Here is a 17,455-nt window from a genome sequence, read left to right as displayed (position 1 = left end):
AATGTATGAATCTTATCAGTATTCCTGCCTTTCAGGACAATTACATCTGGGTATTAGTCGATGACGATCGCAGATGTATCATTGTCGATCCGGGTGAATCCGCGCCGGTTTTGCAGGCAATCGATGAAAATGGCTGGTATCCCCAGGCCATCCTTCTTACTCATCACCATAACGATCACGTGGGCGGCGTTCCCGATCTTGTGGCGGCCTTCCCGCATCTTGTGGTGTATGGGCCAGCTGAAACACAAGATAAGGGTACGACGCAAGTAGTCGAAGAAGGCGAAAATATCCTCATACTGGGATACGAATTTTCCGTATTTGCTACGCCAGGTCACACTTCTGGACATCTGTGTTTCTACAGTAAACCTTATCTATTTTGCGGCGACACACTTTTTTCAGGCGGCTGTGGAAGGTTGTTCGAAGGGACGCCAACCCAGATGTATCATTCATTACAGAAGATTAACGCATTACCTGACGATACCCTCATTTGTTGTGCGCATGAATATACATTAGGAAATATGAAGTTTTCCGCGAGCGTTTTGCCGGACGATCTGGCGATTTTAGATTATTACCAGAAAGTGAAGGAGTTACGTGCAAAAAACCAAAAAACACTACCCGTTACTCTGAAAAACGAGCGAGAAATAAATTTATTTTTACGAACTGATGATATTGATTTAATTAATAAAATTAACCAAGAAACAAAGTTGCAACAACCAGAGCAGCGTTTTGCATGGTTAAGGTCAAAGAAAGATAACTTCAGATAATTGCGGGTTGCCTTTTCAAAATTTCGCCGTTATCATCGCTCGTCTTTTAAGCAACTATTGACACACACATGAAGGCAAAAGCGATATTACTCGCCTCTGTCCTGCTTGTAGGTTGCCAGTCGCAAAATGGCAGCAACGTACAACAGCACGCACAGAGCCTTTCTGCAGCTGGTCAAGGGGAAGCAGGGAAGTTTACAAGTCAGGCGCGCTGGTTGGACGATGGGACATCTTTCGCGCAGGAACAAGACTTGTGGGCCTCTATTGGCGACGAGCTAAAGATGGGAATTCCGGAAAACAGCCGGATTCGCGAACAGAAGCAGAAGTATTTAAGAAATAAGAGCTATCTCCACGATGTAACGTTACGGGCAGAGCCGTATATGTACTGGATAGCCGGGCAAGTTAAGAAACGTAACATGCCTATGGAGCTGGTACTCCTACCCATAGTGGAGAGCGCTTTTGACCCACACGCAACGTCTGGCGCCAATGCCGCAGGCATTTGGCAGATCATTCCGAGCACTGGGCGCAATTATGGTTTGAAACAGACCCGCAGCTATGATGCGCGTCGTGATGTTGTCGCTTCAACGACAGCCGCTCTCGACATGATGGAACGTCTGAACAAGATGTTCGACGGTGACTGGTTGTTAACGGTCGCAGCGTATAACAGCGGCGAAGGTCGTGTACTGAAGGCAATGAAAGCGAACAGAGCGCGTGGTAAATCTACCGATTTCTGGTCGCTCTCACTGCCACAGGAAACCAAGATTTACGTACCGAAGATGCTGGCCCTGAGCGATATTCTCAAGAACAGCAAGCGTTACGGTGTGCAACTGCCAACACCAGACGAAAGTCGTGCACTGGCGCGCGTTCGCCTCAGCAACCCGGTTGATATTCAACAGGTTGCTGATATGACGGGTATGTCGGTAAGTAAACTGAAAACCTTTAACGCAGGCGTTAAAGGCTCAACCCTGGGAGCCAATGGCCCACGGTATGTGATGGTTCCGCAGAAGCATGCTGAACAATTACGTGAGTCTTTGGCTTCTGGTGAGATTGCCGCCGTTCAGTCTACGCTGATCGCCGATACATCTCCCGTTTCCAGCCGAAGCTATAAGGTGCGTTCAGGTGATACGCTTTCGGGGATTGCATCACGTCTTGGCGTGAATGCGAAAGATCTGCAGCAGTGGAATAACCTGCGCAGTTCCGGTCTGAAAGTGGGTCAAACTCTGACGGTGGGTGCAGGTAGCAGCGCACAGCGTCTTGCCAGGAACAGCGACAGTATTACCTATCGCGTTCGTAAGGGTGATTCGCTGTCCAGTATCGCAAAACGTCACGGCGTGAACATCAAAGATGTGATGCGCTGGAATAATGATACTGACAATCTGCAACCGGGTGACCAGCTAACGCTATTTGTGAAAAACAGCGCGACGCCAGATTCCTGATGAGACATTCCTGAGATAAAAAGGCACCGATTCCCCTCGATGCCTTTTTTGTTTTAACCCGCCTTTTGCGCTTCAGCCATGATGGTGTCGCTGGTGAACGAGCCATCTTCCTGCAGTTCAAAGTAAGCTTTCACTTCCGCAGATGCGCTTTCCTGATATATACGAATCGCCCGGCTCAGCGCTTCAGGCGTGCGCATACGTGCGATCCAGGTGTTATATTCCAGCGGCAAGCGGTCTGTTATCAGTGAGCGGGAAATCAACCCAGCCTCCGTTATCAGCGATAACCATTGACCGCTGGAGTAGTTCTGCACGTGGGAAGTGTCGCGCAGCGCTTCAACCGTTTGCAACCAGATATCCCGCACCGGATGACCCGGAGACATAACGTCCATAATGATGCAGACGCCTCCCGGCTTCAATACGCGCGTCACTTCCCGTAAGGCCTGGCCGACATCATGCCAGTGGTGGGCGGAGTAGCGGCTAATGACCACATCAAACGACGCATCGTCGAAAGGCAAAGATTCGGCGTAGCCCTGGCGCGTAGCCACGTTGCTCAGTCCTTTGGCTTTTGCAGCTTCTGCAACCACCTCGAGCATCTGGCTGGATAAATCATACGCGATCACCTGTGCCACCTGCTGTGCGGCCGTAAAGCTGGCATGACCTGCACCACACCCTAAATCCAGCACGTGTGCCCGTGGGAATGCTGCCAGACGCTCCCCGAGACGCACCAGATCGCGCCCAGACGCATGCACGGCGCTGCTCAGATACGCACTTGCCTGAGAACCAAACTGTTTTTCTACGTTGTCATGATGGGTGTGTGTTGTTGTTGTCATCGTACTGTCCTTTTGTTGGTTAAAAAATAAAGGGCAGCACCCGCAGAGGCCTGCCCCACGGCAGACCTGACGCACCATTATTTATCAGGTTTGCCGGGACTGAATTCAACGAGTAGAGGATTGTGATCGGAAGCGCGCGTCACCAGAACGGAGGCATCATGCACATTCAAACCACGATAGAAGACAAAATCGAGAGGACGACCAAACGCTTTCTTGCGCTGATCGTCGCTAAAACGGACCTCACGCAGCGACATTTCGCGCGCAAAGCGGTACAACGCATTCATGCGCGGGCGGCTCCAGGCATTAAAGTCCCCAGCCATAATGATCGGCCCGCTGTGATGGGCTATCTGATCGCCAATGGGTAGTAACTGCTTACTATATACATCCACCCCCAGGCTAAAGTTCACCGCATGGATGTTTACCACCATCAACAGGCGCGTATCCGGTAACGGATAGACCGTCACCAGCGCCGACTTGGCCAGGCGCAGAATCGGCTCACGTTCACGCAGCGGGCAGCAATAGACCGGATGGGCGGCTGACAGAGTCATCACCCCCGAGGGATGCTGCGGTAAGACGAACGCAGGAACCTGATCGGCGGCAAGATAGTTTGTCGTTGCAAACCTGACCAACTCCGGCGTGGTTTGCGCCTCTTGCAAGAGAACCAGATGCGCATCTTTACCGAAATTCTTCAGTACGGACAACCACTCCGCACGCTGCTGCTTGAAGATGTTCCAGACCAGTACCCGGATTTTTTCATCACTGCTTAAGGGGGTACCGGCTGGCAATGCCTGGCTAAGGCTCGCAAACGACCCCGGAGGCAAGATCCTCTCCGCGGGCATTCCGGCAACATAACGCATGGCATAGGTATTTTTTCGCACTTTTGGAAACGGCCTCTATAACGTGAACCAGCCCGGAAAAACGGACTGGTTCTAATGTTATAGGGATTTTAGGTCACACTTTCAACGCAATTACTGAGAAACCGCTTTCCAGTTTTGTAAGCAAGCACTTACTGCTACTTACCCAAGCGCCACGCGAGCCGGTTTATCAAGCCGTCCACTGAGTCCAATCAGCAGGAAAGCGACAAGCACAATGACCGCACCGATCCACGGCGTTTGGGTTAACCCGAAGTGTTCTACGGTTTGTCCGCCTACGATGGAACCGATCGCGATACCGATATTGAATGCGGCAATGTTCAGGCCCGATGCAACATCTACCGCATTTGGCGTATACAGTTCGGCCTTTTGCACCACGTACACCTGCAAACCCGGCACGTTACCAAAGGCGAAGATCCCCATAACCAGCACGGTGATCAGCGCGGCGTACTGGATCGATGCGGTGAACTGGAAAATCATCAGCAGAACAACCAGTGCAGCGAAAATGAACTTAAGAGCCGGTACCGCACCATGCTTATCTGCAAGTTTGCCGCCCCAGATGTTACCAATCGCGACAGAAATACCGTAGCCCAGCAAAATCCAGCTTACTGCCGCTGGGGAAAAGCCAGCCAGATCCTGCATCATGGGTGCCAGGAAGGTGAAAGCAGTAAACACGCCACCATAGCCAAGAGCCGTAACGGCGTAAATGATCAGCAAACGCGGATGAGTGAGCACCTTCAGTTGATCGCTCAGGCTTGCGCTCGCCCGTCCAGGGATATTGGATGGCACCAACAGCATACTGGCGACCAGGGCAATCACGCCCAGCAGTGATACGGCCAGGAAAGTTTCACGCCAGCCAAAATGTTGGCCAATAAAGGTCCCTAACGGCACCCCAGTGACCAACGCAACGGTTAACCCACCAAACATGATGGCGATGGCGGATGCGGCTTTCTCTTTAGCCACCAGGCTGGTTGCAATGGTTGAACCGATGGAGAAGAACACGCCATGTGCGAGGCCAGTCAGAAGGCGGGCGATCACCAGCGTGGTGTAGTCCGGCGCCTGCCAGGCCAGCAGGTTGCCAGCGGTGAAGAGTACCATCAGGGCAACTAACAGCCGTTTACGCGGGAAACGCCCTGTCAGCGCGGTCAGTACAGGTGCACCAACAGCAACACCCAACGCATAGATTGACACCAGCAAGCCCGCTGAAGGGAGCGAGATGGCAAGTTGATTAGCGATGGTAGGAACCAGTCCGACAATAACGAACTCGGTTGTGCCTATCGCAAAGGCACTGATCGTGAGGGCAAGTAGCGCCAATGGCATAAAATACTCCGTCTTTACAGGATTAAGATGACAGGCAGTATGCGCCAGTGCTTAAATAACAAAAATGGTCAGAATATCAATTGAATTTTGCAGGTGGTGCAACAATGAAAGCAACCTCGGAAGAGCTGACAATCTTTGTCGCCGTCGTCGAGAGCGGCAGCTTTAGCCGCGCAGCGGAACAGCTGGGGCAAGCAAATTCCGCGATCAGTCGCTCGGTGAAAAAGCTGGAGATGAAGCTTGGGGTGAGTTTGCTCAACCGAACAACACGACAGCTGAGCCTGACGGAAGAAGGTGAGCGTTATTTCCGCCGCGTGCAGTCCGTCCTGCAGGAGATGGCCGCAGCGGAGACAGAGATTATGGAATCGCGCAGCACACCGCGTGGATTGCTGCGTATCGATGCGGCAACGCCTGTGGTTCTGCATTTTCTGATGCCGCTGATTAAGCCCTTCCGCGAACGTTATCCAGAGATGACGTTATCACTGGTCTCCTCCGAAACCTTTATCAATCTTATTGAACGCAAAGTTGATGTCGCGATCCGGGCGGGAACGCTGACTGATTCAAGCTTACGTGCCCGCCCCCTGTTTGCCAGCTACCGTAAAATCATCGCGTCGCCGCAGTATATTGCTGAGCATGGAAAGCCCGAGACGGTAGAAGAGCTGGCGCAACATCTGTGTCTGGGCTTTACGGAACCGGTGTCGCTAAATACCTGGCCCGTCGCCTGTCATGATGGTCAGCTTCATGAAATTACCTGCGGATTATCATCAAACAGTGGGGAAACGCTAAAACAGCTGTGCCTTACCGGAAATGGTATCGCCTGCTTGTCTGATTACATGATTGATAAAGAGATCGCACGCGGAGAACTCGTGGAGCTGATGGCAGATAAACGTCTGCCGGTGGAGATGCCTTTTAGCGCGGTTTATTACAGCGACAGAGCCGTCAGTACACGTATTCGTGCCTTTATCGACTTCCTGAGCGAACATATAAAAACAGCTCCCGAAGGAGCTGTGCGAGGGTTTTAGAATACAGAGGGTTGGGTCAATATTAATCCCAGTTCGGCGCTAACCCTTCCGGGCTCACCAGACGATCGTTGCAATCCAGTGCCGCGATCGCTTTTTTATCCTCTTCATCCAGCTGGAGATCCAGTGCTAACAGGTTGCTTGCCAGGTTTTCACGCTTGGTCGAGGACGGGATCACGGCATAACCTTCACCCATTGCCCATGCCAGGATCACCTGGGCCGCTGTCGCGTTGTGTTTCTCCGCAATACGGGTAATCACCGCATCTTTCAGCGCTTTACCGTAGGCCAGCGTCATGTAAGAGGTGATATGGATACCGTGCTGTTTTGCCCAGTCCACCACTTTGCGGTTTTGCAGATATGGGGACAGTTCAATTTGGTTGGTCGCAATATTTTCCGCGCCAATAGCAGCAATCGCTTTTTCCATCAGCGGGATAGTAAAGTTGGAGATACCAATTTCACGCGTTAAGCCCTGCTTTTTCGCTTCCAGCAGCGCCTGCATGAATTCTTCCACCGAGACGGCATCTTTCGGTGATGGCCAGTGAACCAGCGTCAGGTCCACATAGTCAGTACGCAGTTTTTTCAGGCTCTCTTTCAGGCTTGGGATCAGCTTATCTTTACTGAGATTCTCAATCCAGATCTTGGTAGTGATGAAAAGGTCGCTGCGCGGTACGCCGCTCTCTTCGAGCGCCTGGCCTACAGCCGCTTCGTTTTCATAAATTTGCGCCGTATCAACGGTGCGATAGCCAAGTTCAAGTGCAGTTTTTACAGATGCAATTACAACGTCGTCTTTCAGGCGGAAAGTGCCCAGACCAAATGCAGGGATAGTCATGTTATTCCTCGTTAATCATTATGTTCGTAAACTGAGGAAGATTATGGCGGGTAGTGTTATGAAGAAAAAGAACGCAGGAAGCAGAGAATTTTTGCTAATTCCGCAATAATTAAACGGCAGATAAGAAAAAAGCCCTGAGCGTTAGCTCAGGGCTTTTAATAAGTGGCGGAACGGACGGGACTCGAACCCGCGACCCCCTGCGTGACAGGCAGGTATTCTAACCGACTGAACTACCGCTCCACCGAAGACTGCTTGTAACCACCGGATTAATGCACCGGCTTACTACTTAATTTGATGCCTGGCAGTTCCCTACTCTCACATGGGGAGACCCCACACTACCATCGGCGCTACGGCGTTTCACTTCTGAGTTCGGCATGGGGTCAGGTGGGACCACCGCGCTAAAGCCGCCAGGCAAATTCTGTTAAATCTGTATCAGGCTGAAAATCGTGTCTGTATCTTCGCCAAAACATCTTCGGCGTTGTAAGGTTAAGCCTCACGGTTCATTAGTATCGGTTAGCTCAACGCATCGCTGCGCTTACACACCCGACCTATCAACGTCGTAGTCTTCAACGTTCCTTCAGGAGACTTAAAGTCTCAGGGAGAACTCATCTCGGGGCAAGTTTCGTGCTTAGATGCTTTCAGCACTTATCTTTTCCGCATTTAGCTACCGGGCAATGCCATTGGCATGACAACCCGAACACCAGTGATGCGTCCACTCCGGTCCTCTCGTACTAGGAGCAGCCCCCCTCAATTCTCCAGCGCCCACGGCAGATAGGGACCGAACTGTCTCACGACGTTCTAAACCCAGCTCGCGTACCACTTTAAATGGCGAACAGCCATACCCTTGGGACCTACTTCAGCCCCAGGATGTGATGAGCCGACATCGAGGTGCCAAACACCGCCGTCGATATGAACTCTTGGGCGGTATCAGCCTGTTATCCCCGGAGTACCTTTTATCCGTTGAGCGATGGCCCTTCCATTCAGAACCACCGGATCACTATGACCTGCTTTCGCACCTGCTCGAGCCGTCACTCTCGCAGTCAAGCTAGCTTATGCCATTGCACTAACCTCCTGATGTCCGACCAGGATTAGCTAACCTTCGTGCTCCTCCGTTACTCTTTGGGAGGAGACCGCCCCAGTCAAACTACCCACCAGACACTGTCCGCAACCCGGATCACGGGTCTACGTTAGAACACCAGCCATTAAAGGGTGGTATTTCAAGGATGGCTCCACGCAGACTGGCGTCCACGCTTCAAAGCCTCCCACCTATCCTACACATCAAGGACCAGTGTTCAGTGTCAAGCTATAGTAAAGGTTCACGGGGTCTTTCCGTCTTGCCGCGGGTACACTGCATCTTCACAGCGAGTTCAATTTCACTGAGTCTCGGGTGGAGACAGCCTGGCCATCATTACGCCATTCGTGCAGGTCGGAACTTACCCGACAAGGAATTTCGCTACCTTAGGACCGTTATAGTTACGGCCGCCGTTTACCGGGGCTTCGATCAAGAGCTTCGCGTTGCCGCTAACCCCATCAATTAACCTTCCGGCACCGGGCAGGCGTCACACCGTATACGTCCACTTTCGTGTTTGCACAGTGCTGTGTTTTTAATAAACAGTTGCAGCCAGCTGGTATCTTCGACTGATTTCAGCTCCACCCGCAGGGGCTTCACCTACATATCAGCGTGCCTTCTCCCGAAGTTACGGCACCATTTTGCCTAGTTCCTTCACCCGAGTTCTCTCAAGCGCCTTGGTATTCTCTACCTGACCACCTGTGTCGGTTTGGGGTACGATTTGATGTTACCTGATGCTTAGAGGCTTTTCCTGGAAGCAGGGCATTTGTTACTTCAGCACCGTAGTGCCTCGTCATCACACCTCAGCGTTAATAAGGTACCGGATTTACCTGGAACCTCCGCCTACATGCTTAAACCGGGACAACCGTCGCCCGGCTAACATAGCCTTCTCCGTCCCCCCTTCGCAGTAACACCAAGTACAGGAATATTAACCTGTTTCCCATCGACTACGCCTTTCGGCCTCGCCTTAGGGGTCGACTCACCCTGCCCCGATTAACGTTGGACAGGAACCCTTGGTCTTCCGGCGTGCGGGCTTTTCACCCGCATTATCGTTACTTATGTCAGCATTCGCACTTCTGATACCTCCAGCAACCCTCACAGGCCACCTTCAACGGCTTACAGAACGCTCCCCTACCCAACAACGCATAAGCGTCGCTGCCGCAGCTTCGGTGCATGGTTTAGCCCCGTTACATCTTCCGCGCAGGCCGACTCGACCAGTGAGCTATTACGCTTTCTTTAAATGATGGCTGCTTCTAAGCCAACATCCTGGCTGTCTGTGCCTTCCCACATCGTTTCCCACTTAACCATGACTTTGGGACCTTAGCTGGCGGTCTGGGTTGTTTCCCTCTTCACGACGGACGTTAGCACCCGCCGTGTGTCTCCCGTGATAACATTCTTCGGTATTCGTAGTTTGCATCGGGTTGGTAAGCCGGGATGGCCCCCTAGCCGAAACAGTGCTCTACCCCCGAAGATGAGTTCACGAGGCGCTACCTAAATAGCTTTCGGGGAGAACCAGCTATCTCCCGGTTTGATTGGCCTTTCACCCCCAGCCACAAGTCATCCGCTAATTTTTCAACATTAGTCGGTTCGGTCCTCCAGTTAGTGTTACCCAACCTTCAACCTGCCCATGGCTAGATCACCGGGTTTCGGGTCTATACCCTGCAACTTAACGCCCAGTTAAGACTCGGTTTCCCTTCGGCTCCCCTATACGGTTAACCTTGCTACAGAATATAAGTCGCTGACCCATTATACAAAAGGTACGCAGTCACACCACGAAGGTGCTCCCACTGCTTGTACGTACACGGTTTCAGGTTCTTTTTCACTCCCCTCGCCGGGGTTCTTTTCGCCTTTCCCTCACGGTACTGGTTCACTATCGGTCAGTCAGGAGTATTTAGCCTTGGAGGATGGTCCCCCCATATTCAGACAGGATACCACGTGTCCCGCCCTACTCTTCGAGTTCACAGCAAGTGTGCTTTCGTGTACGGGACTATCACCCTGTACCGTCGGACTTTCCAGACCGTTCCACTAACACACAAGCTGATTCAGACTCTGGGCTGCTCCCCGTTCGCTCGCCGCTACTGGGGGAATCTCGGTTGATTTCTTTTCCTCGGGGTACTTAGATGTTTCAGTTCCCCCGGTTCGCCTCGTTAACCTATGTATTCAGTTAACGATAGTGTGTCGAATCACACTGGGTTTCCCCATTCGGACATCGCCGGGTCAAAGGTTCATATCACCTCGCCGGCGCTTTTCGCAGATTAGCACGTCCTTCATCGCCTCTGACTGCCAGGGCATCCACCGTGTACGCTTAGTCGCTTAACCTCACAACCCGAAGATGTTTCACTTCTGATTGCGAAAATTTGAGAGACTCGAACACACATTAACTGTGTGTCGTTTCAATTTTCAGCTTGATCCAGATTTTTAAAGAGCAAAACTTCGCAGTGCACCTTTTCAGGTTCACTCTGAAGTTTTCTTGTATTTCGCAGTAAAAGGATGGTGGAGCTATGCGGGATCGAACCGCAGACCTCCTGCGTGCAAGGCAGGCGCTCTCCCAGCTGAGCTATAACCCCATCGTATACACTAATCTCTGTACCGGTAATTTTTCCTGAGACAAGGCGTGGTAACGCGAAGCATACATCAGTATGTGAGCGTTGCCGCAACGCAGTATTCAGGGAAAATTTGGTAGGCCTGAGTGGACTTGAACCACCGACCTCACCCTTATCAGGGGTGCGCTCTAACCACCTGAGCTACAAGCCTGCAGAGATTTTTACTGCTATTTTCATCAGACAATCTGTGTGGACACTACAAAGGCAGGTTCTTTAAGGTAAGGAGGTGATCCAACCGCAGGTTCCCCTACGGTTACCTTGTTACGACTTCACCCCAGTCATGAATCACAAAGTGGTAAGCGCCCTCCCGAAGGTTAAGCTACCTACTTCTTTTGCAACCCACTCCCATGGTGTGACGGGCGGTGTGTACAAGGCCCGGGAACGTATTCACCGTAGCATTCTGATCTACGATTACTAGCGATTCCGACTTCATGGAGTCGAGTTGCAGACTCCAATCCGGACTACGACGCACTTTATGAGGTCCGCTTGCTCTCGCGAGGTCGCTTCTCTTTGTATGCGCCATTGTAGCACGTGTGTAGCCCTACTCGTAAGGGCCATGATGACTTGACGTCATCCCCACCTTCCTCCAGTTTATCACTGGCAGTCTCCTTTGAGTTCCCGGCCGGACCGCTGGCAACAAAGGATAAGGGTTGCGCTCGTTGCGGGACTTAACCCAACATTTCACAACACGAGCTGACGACAGCCATGCAGCACCTGTCTCAGAGTTCCCGAAGGCACCAATCCATCTCTGGAAAGTTCTCTGGATGTCAAGAGTAGGTAAGGTTCTTCGCGTTGCATCGAATTAAACCACATGCTCCACCGCTTGTGCGGGCCCCCGTCAATTCATTTGAGTTTTAACCTTGCGGCCGTACTCCCCAGGCGGTCGACTTAACGCGTTAGCTCCGGAAGCCACGCCTCAAGGGCACAACCTCCAAGTCGACATCGTTTACGGCGTGGACTACCAGGGTATCTAATCCTGTTTGCTCCCCACGCTTTCGCACCTGAGCGTCAGTCTTTGTCCAGGGGGCCGCCTTCGCCACCGGTATTCCTCCAGATCTCTACGCATTTCACCGCTACACCTGGAATTCTACCCCCCTCTACAAGACTCTAGCCTGCCAGTTTCGAATGCAGTTCCCAGGTTGAGCCCGGGGATTTCACATCCGACTTGACAGACCGCCTGCGTGCGCTTTACGCCCAGTAATTCCGATTAACGCTTGCACCCTCCGTATTACCGCGGCTGCTGGCACGGAGTTAGCCGGTGCTTCTTCTGCGGGTAACGTCAATTGCTGAGGTTATTAACCTCAACACCTTCCTCCCCGCTGAAAGTACTTTACAACCCGAAGGCCTTCTTCATACACGCGGCATGGCTGCATCAGGCTTGCGCCCATTGTGCAATATTCCCCACTGCTGCCTCCCGTAGGAGTCTGGACCGTGTCTCAGTTCCAGTGTGGCTGGTCATCCTCTCAGACCAGCTAGGGATCGTCGCCTAGGTGAGCCGTTACCCCACCTACTAGCTAATCCCATCTGGGCACATCTGATGGCAAGAGGCCCGAAGGTCCCCCTCTTTGGTCTTGCGACGTTATGCGGTATTAGCTACCGTTTCCAGTAGTTATCCCCCTCCATCAGGCAGTTTCCCAGACATTACTCACCCGTCCGCCGCTCGTCACCCGGGAGCAAGCTCCCTGTGTTACCGCTCGACTTGCATGTGTTAGGCCTGCCGCCAGCGTTCAATCTGAGCCATGATCAAACTCTTCAATTTAAGTTTGATGCTCGTGAATTAAACTTCGTAATGAATTACGTATGTTCACTCAGAGACTTGGTATTCATTTTTCGTCTTGCGACGTTAAGAATCCATGTCACTTTGAGTGCCCACACAGATTGTCTGATAAATTGTTAAAGAGCAGTTGCGACGCGCTTTAGCGCTCTGTCGCGAGGTGGCGTATATTACGCTTTCCTCTTTCAGAGTCAACCCGTTATTTCAGGATTTTTTCTCTTCAACCGACCGGGTTGTCTGTGAAGTGATTCACATCCGCCGTGTCGATGGAGGCGCATTATAGGGAGCCGCCGAGGAATGACAAGCGGAAAAATGCATTTTTATTTCGACCGCTCACCTTTTCACCAAAACGACTATTTTTGGTGCTTTTTAATCTCTTCAGGCAGGTCTGCCAGACTATTAATTACCCAATCTGCTGCATTTTCTGCTTCTGGCGTCACTGGCTTACCGGTGCGAACTAATATTTTGGTCCCAACACCCGCAGCAGCAGCAGCCTGCATATCTTCCAGTTTATCGCCCACCATATAAGAGGCAGCCATATCAATGTGCAGGAATTCCTGCGCAGAGATGAACATCCCCGGATGCGGTTTACGGCAATCACAGGTCTGGCGATACTCTTCTACCGTTCCCTGCGGGTGATGCGGACAATAATAGATGCCGTCGAGATCCACACCGCGATCGGCCAGCGACCAGTCCATCCATTCCGTCAGCGTCTCGAACTGCGCTTCGGTGAATTTACCGCGTGCAATACCGGACTGGTTCGTCACGACCACCAGCGCATAACCCCTCTCTTTCAGCTGGCGCATGGCATCTATTGCGCCCTCGATAAACTCGAACTCATCAATCTCATGGACGTAACCATGATCCACATTAATAGTGCCATCACGATCGAGAAAAATTGCGGGTACTGATTTTGCCACCGGTTTGCTCCTGAATAAGGCATGTTCCGCTAGTATCTCATGAATCGCAGCGCAATAAAGTGCTCATCGCACAGAGTTGGATTGATTTAGACGTCTGGATGCCTTAACATCCGTTTTGTTTACGGTCATCACCCGTATCTGGCAGAACAAAATGCCACGGCTAACTTACATATGATAAAAATAATCTAATGATTAAACTTTCCAATATCACCAAAGTGTTCCAGCAGGGGAACCGAACCATTCAGGCGTTGAACAATGTCAGCCTGCATGTTCCTGCTGGTCAAATTTATGGCGTCATTGGCGCATCGGGTGCAGGTAAAAGTACGCTGATCCGTTGTGTTAACCTGCTTGAGCGTCCAACCCAGGGCAGCGTTGAAGTTGGCGGGCAAGAGCTTACCGCCCTCTCAGAGAAAGAACTCACCAAAGCCCGCCGTCAGATTGGCATGATCTTCCAGCACTTCAACCTGCTGGCTTCCCGTACCGTTTTCGGTAACGTCGCATTACCACTGGAGCTGGACAACACGCCTAAAGAAGAAGTGAAGCGTCGCGTCACCGAACTACTCGACCTCGTGGGTCTGGGCGATAAACATGATAGCTACCCTGCGAACCTGTCCGGTGGGCAGAAACAGCGTGTGGCGATTGCCCGTGCGCTGGCAAGTAATCCTAAGGTGCTGCTGTGCGATGAAGCGACCAGCGCACTGGACCCGGCGACCACGCGTTCGATTCTGGAACTGCTGAAAGATATTAATCGTCGCCTGGGCCTGACGATCCTCCTTATTACGCACGAAATGGATGTGGTGAAACGCATCTGTGACTGCGTGGCGGTCATCAGTAACGGTGAACTGATCGAGCAGGACACGGTAAGTGAAGTGTTCTCGCATCCGAAAACCCCGCTGGCGCAGCAGTTTATTCAGTCCACGCTGCATCTGGATATTCCGGAAGATTATCTGGATCGTCTGAAAACAGAAGCAACGGCCGACAGCGTCCCAATGCTGCGTATGGAATTCACCGGTCAGTCCGTTGACGCCCCGCTGCTTTCCGAAACTGCCCGTCGCTTTAACGTGAACAACAACATCATTAGCGCGCAGATGGATTACGCCGGTGGCGTGAAGTTCGGCATCATGCTGACGGAAATGCACGGCACACAAGAAGAAACCCAGGCGGCAATTGCCTGGCTGCAAGAACACCATGTAAAAGTAGAGGTACTGGGTTATGTCTGAGCCGATGATGTGGCTGCTGGTTCGCGGCGTTTGGGAAACGCTGGCAATGACCTTTGTATCGGGCTTCTTTGGTTTTGTGATTGGCCTGCCGGTCGGCGTCCTGCTGTACGTGACGCGTCCGGGTCAAATCATTGAGAACGCGAAACTGTATCGCACCCTCTCTGCGCTGGTGAATATCTTCCGTTCCATCCCGTTCATTATTCTGCTGGTGTGGATGATTCCGTTTACCCGCGTGATCGTCGGTACGTCTATCGGTCTGCAGGCAGCCATCGTTCCGCTGACCGTGGGTGCAGCGCCGTTTATCGCCCGTATGGTGGAAAATGCCCTGCTGGAGATCCCCACCGGTTTGATCGAAGCCTCCCGCGCGATGGGCGCAACGCCGATGCAGATCGTACGCAAAGTGCTGCTGCCTGAAGCGTTGCCTGGCCTGGTGAACGCAGCGACCATCACGCTTATTACGCTGGTCGGTTATTCCGCGATGGGTGGTGCAGTGGGCGCTGGCGGTTTAGGCCAGATCGGCTATCAATATGGTTATATTGGTTATAACGCTACCGTAATGAATACCGTTCTGGTATTGCTGGTTGTGCTGGTTTACTTAATCCAATTCTCTGGCGATCGCATCGTCCGGGCTGTTACTCACAAATAACGTTACACACAACACAAACTCGACGAGTTAAGGATAAAACATGGCGTTTAAATTAAAGACCCTTGCAGCGGTAGGCGCGCTGATCGGCTCTCTGGCACTGGTGGGTTGCGGTCAGGACGAAAAAGATCCAAACCACATTAAAGTGGGCGTTATCGTGGGTGCTGAGCAGCAGGTTGCTGAAGTTGCGCAGAAAGTGGCGAAAGAGAAATATGGTCTGGACGTTGAGCTGGTGACCTTCAACGATTACGTGCTGCCGAACGAAGCGCTAAGCAAAGGCGATATCGACGCCAACGCCTTCCAGCATAAACCATACCTGGATCAGCAGATCAAAGATCGCGGCTACAAGCTGGTTGCAGCCGGTAACACCTTCGTTTACCCGATTGCCGGTTACTCGAAAAAAATCAAATCACTTGATGAACTGCAGCCAGGTTCCCAGGTTGCGATCCCTAACGATCCAACAAACCTCGGTCGCTCCCTGCTGCTGCTGCAGAAAGTGGGCCTGATTAAACTGAAAGACGGCGTGGGTTTGCTGCCGACTGCACTGGACGTTATCGAGAATCCGAAAAATCTGAAACTGGTTGAGCTGGAAGCACCACAGTTGCCACGTTCACTTGACGATGCACAAATCGCACTGGCCGTGATCAACACCACTTACGCCAGCCAGATCGGCCTGACTCCTGCGAAAGACGGCATCTTCGTTGAAGATAAAGACTCCCCATACGTCAACCTGATCGTGACTCGTGAAGACAACAAAGACGCGGAAAACGTGAAGAAATTTGTTCAGGCTTATCAGTCTGACGAAGTTTACCAGGAAGCCAACAAGGTGTTTAACGGCGGTGCTGTTAAAGGCTGGTAATCTCCTCTCAGTGTAATATCATCAGGACGGGCTTATGCCCGTCTTGTCATTTATGCAGGCAACTGATTCAATATCCGTTGTTTTGATTATCCATTGAGGAACTATTATGCGTGCTTTACCGATCTGTCTCTTAGCACTCATGCTGAGCGGCTGTTCTATGCTAAGCAGATCTCCTGTTGAACCTGTTCAAAGCACAGCAACCCCGCCTAAAGCGGAGCCAGCAAAACCGAAAGCGCCTCGCCCTGCACCGGTACGCATTATCACTAAAGCCGACGATCTCGTGGGCAAGCCATTCCGTGAACTGGGTGAAGTGAGCGGCGAATCCTGCCAGGCGACGAATCAGGACTCTCCTCCAAACATTCCAACGGCCCGCAAACGTATGCAGATTAACGCGTCCAAAATGAAAGCCAACGCGGTGCTGCTGCACAGCTGTGAAGTGACCAGCGGTACGCCAGGATGCTATCGTCAGGCTGTTTGTATCGGTTCTGCACTAAACATTACGGCGAAATGAGTGCATTTCAGTTTGAGCAAATAGGCGTTATCCACTCTCCTTATAAAGAGAAATTCGCCGTACCGCGCCAGCCCGGTCTGGTCACTCGGGGCGGCGGCGAGCTTCATCTGATTGCGCCCTACAATCAGGCCGATGCGGTACGCGGGCTCGACGCCTTCAGCCACCTGTGGGTTGTCTTTGTGTTTCACCAGACCATGGAAGGTGGCTGGCGCCCAACGGTGCGCCCTCCCCGTCTGGGAGGAAATGCCAGAATGGGCGTTTTCGCCACCCGTTCGACCTTTCGCCCCAACCCCATCGGCATGTCGCTGGTCGAACTGAAAGGTGTACGCTGTCAGAAGGATCAGGTGATCCTCGAGTTAGGCAGCCTTGACCTGGTGGATGGCACGCCGATTATCGACATCAAGCCGTATTTGCCTTTCGCTGAAGCGCTACCGGACGCCCGGGCAAGTTATGCTCAGGACGCACCTCAGGCCGATATGCCGATACACTTCACGCCTGAGCTCACCGTCCAGATACATCAGCTCGAAAAGCGTTATCCCCATCTTCGGGACTTTATCGTTGAAGTACTGGCGCAGGACCCTCGTCCCGCCTACCGTAAAGAAGAGGAAGCCGGTAAAACCTATGCCGTCTGGCTGCTGGATTTTAACGTGCGCTGGCGCGTTACCGGGGCAGGTTTTGAAGTGTTTGCCCTGGAACCCAGGTAATTTTAACCTCCTCTCTTTTGGCATCTTTGCCACACTGGTAAACTAAACCACTTTTTTTGTGTCAGGTTGGCCTTTCAGCCAGCCCTAC

The 17,455-nt window shown here is 52.1% G+C and carries 13 protein-coding genes, 3 tRNA genes and 3 rRNA genes; 8 read left to right on the top strand and 11 right to left on the bottom strand.

Features of this window, described 5'->3' with window-relative positions; all coding sequences use genetic code 11:
* The first annotated feature begins 5 nt into the window (after window positions 1-5).
* Window positions 6-764: a hydroxyacylglutathione hydrolase gene (gene gloB / locus N2K86_RS04150; RefSeq protein WP_260660569.1), complete on the top strand. Its 759-nt coding sequence runs from the start codon at window positions 6-8 to the stop codon at window positions 762-764.
* A gap of 68 nt (window positions 765-832) precedes the next feature.
* Complete coding sequence (gene mltD / locus N2K86_RS04145; protein ID WP_260660568.1) at window positions 833-2,197, top strand: murein transglycosylase D; 1,365 nt, start codon at window positions 833-835, stop codon at window positions 2,195-2,197.
* 53 nt (window positions 2,198-2,250) lie between these two features.
* On the opposite strand, the gene N2K86_RS04140 is transcribed toward mltD, so the two are convergent.
* From N2K86_RS04140 to N2K86_RS04130, 3 genes are all read right to left on the bottom strand, one after another.
* Window positions 2,251-3,027, bottom strand: a complete 777-nt coding sequence (locus N2K86_RS04140) for a class I SAM-dependent methyltransferase (protein ID WP_260660567.1) — start codon at window positions 3,025-3,027, stop codon at window positions 2,251-2,253.
* Between the two features lie 77 nt (window positions 3,028-3,104).
* Window positions 3,105-3,905 (bottom strand): endonuclease/exonuclease/phosphatase family protein, encoded by an 801-nt coding sequence (locus N2K86_RS04135; protein ID WP_042717509.1) that lies wholly within the window; start codon window positions 3,903-3,905, stop codon window positions 3,105-3,107.
* Between the two features lie 138 nt (window positions 3,906-4,043).
* Complete coding sequence (locus tag N2K86_RS04130; RefSeq protein WP_260660566.1) at window positions 4,044-5,219, bottom strand: MFS transporter; 1,176 nt, start codon at window positions 5,217-5,219, stop codon at window positions 4,044-4,046.
* Window positions 5,220-5,323: 104 nt separating this feature from the next.
* Here N2K86_RS04130 and yafC point away from each other — a divergent pair, with 104 nt between their 5' ends.
* A complete protein-coding gene (gene yafC, locus N2K86_RS04125; RefSeq protein ID WP_089600674.1) occupies window positions 5,324-6,238 on the top strand; it encodes a DNA-binding transcriptional regulator YafC in 915 nt (304 codons plus the stop codon).
* Window positions 6,239-6,260: 22 nt separating this feature from the next.
* Here yafC and dkgB read toward each other — a convergent pair whose 3' ends face one another.
* The 8 genes from dkgB to gmhB form a co-directional block, all read right to left on the bottom strand.
* Window positions 6,261-7,064 (bottom strand): 2,5-didehydrogluconate reductase DkgB, encoded by an 804-nt coding sequence (gene dkgB, locus N2K86_RS04120; RefSeq protein ID WP_260660565.1) that lies wholly within the window; start codon window positions 7,062-7,064, stop codon window positions 6,261-6,263.
* Window positions 7,065-7,227: 163 nt separating this feature from the next.
* A tRNA-Asp gene (locus tag N2K86_RS04115) sits at window positions 7,228-7,304 on the bottom strand.
* 56 nt (window positions 7,305-7,360) lie between these two features.
* Window positions 7,361-7,476, bottom strand: a 5S ribosomal RNA gene (rrf, locus tag N2K86_RS04110).
* 70 nt (window positions 7,477-7,546) lie between these two features.
* Window positions 7,547-10,452: ribosomal RNA gene (locus N2K86_RS04105) — 23S ribosomal RNA — on the bottom strand.
* A gap of 172 nt (window positions 10,453-10,624) precedes the next feature.
* Window positions 10,625-10,700 (bottom strand) — tRNA-Ala (locus N2K86_RS04100).
* Between the two features lie 110 nt (window positions 10,701-10,810).
* Window positions 10,811-10,887: transfer RNA gene (locus tag N2K86_RS04095), tRNA-Ile, on the bottom strand.
* Window positions 10,888-10,955: 68 nt separating this feature from the next.
* A 16S ribosomal RNA gene (locus tag N2K86_RS04090) occupies window positions 10,956-12,495 on the bottom strand.
* The 16S, 23S and 5S rRNA genes sit together here with 3 tRNA genes alongside, the layout of an rRNA operon.
* Before the next feature lie 368 nt (window positions 12,496-12,863).
* Complete coding sequence (gene gmhB / locus N2K86_RS04085) at window positions 12,864-13,430, bottom strand: D-glycero-beta-D-manno-heptose 1,7-bisphosphate 7-phosphatase (RefSeq protein ID WP_042713778.1); 567 nt, start codon at window positions 13,428-13,430, stop codon at window positions 12,864-12,866.
* A gap of 188 nt (window positions 13,431-13,618) precedes the next feature.
* Here gmhB and metN point away from each other — a divergent pair, with 188 nt between their 5' ends.
* The 5 genes from metN to tsaA all read left to right on the top strand — a co-directional run bounded on the left by metN (window position 13,619) and on the right by tsaA (window position 17,367).
* The gene (metN, locus tag N2K86_RS04080; RefSeq protein ID WP_260660564.1) at window positions 13,619-14,650 is read left to right on the top strand and encodes a methionine ABC transporter ATP-binding protein MetN; all 1,032 of its coding nucleotides are present in this window, start codon (window positions 13,619-13,621) and stop codon (window positions 14,648-14,650) included.
* On the top strand, window positions 14,643-15,296 hold the full coding sequence (locus N2K86_RS04075) for a methionine ABC transporter permease MetI (RefSeq protein ID WP_003856130.1): 654 nt from the start codon (window positions 14,643-14,645) through the stop codon (window positions 15,294-15,296). The genes metN and N2K86_RS04075 overlap by 8 nt, the downstream gene beginning before the upstream one ends.
* A 40-nt stretch (window positions 15,297-15,336) precedes the next feature.
* Window positions 15,337-16,152: a methionine ABC transporter substrate-binding lipoprotein MetQ gene (metQ, locus tag N2K86_RS04070; protein ID WP_010426661.1), complete on the top strand. Its 816-nt coding sequence runs from the start codon at window positions 15,337-15,339 to the stop codon at window positions 16,150-16,152.
* Between the two features lie 106 nt (window positions 16,153-16,258).
* The gene (gene rcsF, locus N2K86_RS04065) at window positions 16,259-16,663 is read left to right on the top strand and encodes an Rcs stress response system protein RcsF (RefSeq protein ID WP_010426664.1); all 405 of its coding nucleotides are present in this window, start codon (window positions 16,259-16,261) and stop codon (window positions 16,661-16,663) included.
* Window positions 16,660-17,367 (top strand): tRNA (N6-threonylcarbamoyladenosine(37)-N6)-methyltransferase TrmO, encoded by a 708-nt coding sequence (gene tsaA, locus N2K86_RS04060; RefSeq protein WP_260660563.1) that lies wholly within the window; start codon window positions 16,660-16,662, stop codon window positions 17,365-17,367. The genes rcsF and tsaA overlap by 4 nt, the downstream gene beginning before the upstream one ends.
* The last annotated feature ends 88 nt before the right edge of the window (window positions 17,368-17,455 follow it).

Source organism: Enterobacter mori, assembly GCF_025244905.1.
GTDB classification, from domain to species: Bacteria; Pseudomonadota; Gammaproteobacteria; order Enterobacterales; family Enterobacteriaceae; genus Enterobacter; species Enterobacter mori_A.
This window is presented reverse-complemented; position numbering and strand designations above follow the sequence as displayed.